The sequence below is a fragment of the Bradyrhizobium sp. genome (assembly GCF_049512235.1).
In the GTDB taxonomy this organism is placed as follows: domain Bacteria; phylum Pseudomonadota; class Alphaproteobacteria; order Rhizobiales; family Xanthobacteraceae; genus Bradyrhizobium.
Genome location: NZ_JBEKXH010000731.1, coordinates 1 through 2,539, shown reverse-complemented (window position 1 = coordinate 2,539; position 2,539 = coordinate 1). Strand labels below are relative to the sequence as shown.

At 61.8% G+C, this 2,539-nt stretch carries 2 protein-coding genes; one reads left to right on the top strand and one right to left on the bottom strand.

All coding sequences use genetic code 11. The annotated features are described in order from the left end of the window. A partial coding sequence (gene glnA, locus ABSG20_RS34540; protein ID WP_423868914.1) for a type I glutamate--ammonia ligase occupies positions 1-1,158 on the top strand: 1,158 nt, incomplete at its 5' end. 222 nt (positions 1,159-1,380) lie between these two features. Here the strand turns inward: glnA and ABSG20_RS34535 are convergent. Further along, on the bottom strand, positions 1,381-2,151 hold the full coding sequence (locus ABSG20_RS34535) for a gamma-glutamyl-gamma-aminobutyrate hydrolase family protein (protein WP_423868913.1): 771 nt from the start codon (positions 2,149-2,151) through the stop codon (positions 1,381-1,383). Between the last annotated feature and the right edge of the window lie 388 nt (positions 2,152-2,539).

The window sequence follows — 2,539 nt, the reverse complement described above, 5'->3', positions numbered from 1 at the left end:
ACCACCATGGTCATCACCTGCGACGTGCTGGAGCCGACCACGGGCGAGCCCTACAACCGCGACCCCCGCGGCATGGCCAAGAAGGCCGAGGCGATGGTCAAGTCGATGGGCGTCGGCGACACCGTGTTTTTCGGACCGGAAGCCGAATTCTTCGTGTTCGACGACGTCCGCTACCAGACCACCCCCTACAACACCGGCTTCAAGCTCGATTCCTCCGAACTGCCGATCAATTCGGACACCGAATATGAGGGCGGCAATCTCGGCCACCGCATCCGCACCAAGGCCGGCTACTTCCCGGTGCCGCCGCAGGACTCGGTGCAGGACATGCGTTCCGAAATGCTCGGCGCCATGGCCAAGATGGGCGTCAAGGTCGAGAAGCATCACCATGAAGTGGCTTCCGCCCAGCACGAGCTCGGCATGAAGTTCGACACCATGACGCTGATGGCCGACCAGATGCAGATCTACAAATACTGCATCCATCAGGTCGCGCACATCTACGGCAAGACCGCCACCTTCATGCCGAAGCCGGTCTATGGCGACAACGGCTCGGGCATGCACTGCCACCAGTCGATCTGGAAGGAAGGCAAGCCGGTATTCGCCGGCAACAAATATTCCGACCTGTCGGAGACCTGCCTGTCCTACATCGCCGGCGTCATCAAGCATGCCAAGGCGATCAACGCCTTCACCAATCCCTCGACCAACTCCTACAAGCGGCTGGTTCCGGGTTATGAAGCTCCGGTGCTGCTGGCTTATTCCGCGCGCAACCGCTCGGCCTCCTGCCGGATTCCCTATACCTCCAATCCCAAGGCCAAGCGCGTCGAGGTGCGTTTCCCCGACCCGATGGCCAATCCCTATCTTGGCTTTGCGGCAATGCTGATGGCCGGCCTCGACGGCGTCAAGAACAAGCTCGATCCGGGCCCCGCCATGGACAAGGACCTCTATGACCTTCCGAAGGAAGAACTGAAGGCCATCCCGACGGTGTGCGGCTCGCTCCGCGAGGCGCTGGAGAATCTCGACAAGGACCGCGCCTTCCTCAAGAACGGCGGCGTATTCGACGACGACTTCATCGACAGCTACATCGAGTTGAAGATGACCGAAGTGGAGCGCTTCGAAATGACGCCGCACCCGGTCGAATTCGATATGTACTATTCGCTGTGATGGTTTGACGCCGGTATCATGGACCGAGCGGATGCAACAGGCGCTTCCGATGGGAGCGCCTGTTGTTTGTCAGATCGAGGCGTCTGGAAGCCCGGTCGTTCTCGTCGGGGACGCCATCCGAAACCAGGAACAAAAAGCCGGTGATGGCGGCGCCAAAAAATTACTTGACGGGTAACCGGAGCAGAACAAAGGAGCGCTCATCCCGGGCAGGCGAAGTGTAGGCTATCCCTGCCGCGTCGCAGCCGCGAGCGCCCTGCCGAATGCCTCGAACAGCGCGCGGTTGATGGGATTTTGCTGTGGATCGTGCTCCGCGTGCCACTGCACCCCGAGCGCAAAGCCCGGCGCGTCCGCGATCCGGATCGCCTCGATGGTGCCGTCCTCGGCGGTGCCCTCGACCACGACCCGTTCGCCGGGTTCGAGAATGCCCTGGCCGTGCAGCGAATTGACGCGGATTTTGTCGCAACCGAGGATCTGCGCGAAAGCCCCTCCGGGAATCAGGCAGACTTCGTGCCGGTCGGCGAAGACGACATTGGGGTCGGGGTGGATTTCACCGGTCTCCAGCCGCGGCATCCGATGGTTCATGCGGCCAGGCAATTCGCGAATTTCCGGATGCAGCGAACCGCCAAAGGCGACGTTCATCTCCTGCAAGCCGCGGCAAATACCGAACAGCGGGATGCCGCGGGCAACGCAAACTTCCGACAGCGCCAGCGCCAGATCGTCCCGATCGACATCGTAGGGTTCGTGCCGGGGATCCGCCTGCTTGCGAAATCGCGTCGGGTGAACATTGGCGCGAGCTCCGGTCAACACCACGCCATCGACGGTATCCAACAAGGCGCCGATATCGGTGATCTCAGGGGAAGCGGCAAACATCAACGGCAGCGCGCCCGCGACCTCGGCCACCGCGCGAAGATTTCGCTCCCCGACCATCTGGGTCGCAAATCGATTTTCGATGCGATAGGCATTGCCAATCACACCGACCACCGGTCTCCTCATCGCCAGATTTCCAATCCTGTCAGCACGTAACAGCTTTTGATCATGCCCGCCTGCCGACCCCGGATCAACCTGCCCGGTTGCGCAGCGGCGATGCTATTTTGGCCTGAACGACTGATTTGGATGGTTGGCCTCGCCGCGATGACCGGTGTTGCCCGTATCCACGCCCCCCGGCCATCGCGAGCTCTAGTTCAGCGTTTCCGAAGTTCTGATCATATCGACGCTTGCGATGCTGCGCTCCCTCTCCCCCCCTTCGCGGGGGAGGGTTGGGGTGGGGGAAGCTCCGGGCGAAAATCCATCGATCGGGTATCGAGGCCACACGTAACCAACACCGCCGATGCCGCGCCCCCACCCCACCCTCCCCCGCGAAGAGCGGGAGAGGGAGTGAGAG

Coding starts and splice junctions, on each gene's coding strand:
- ABSG20_RS34535 (WP_423868913.1), bottom strand. CDS start 2,151: ATGAGGAGACCGGTGGTCGGTGTGATTGGCAATGCCTATCGCATCGAA.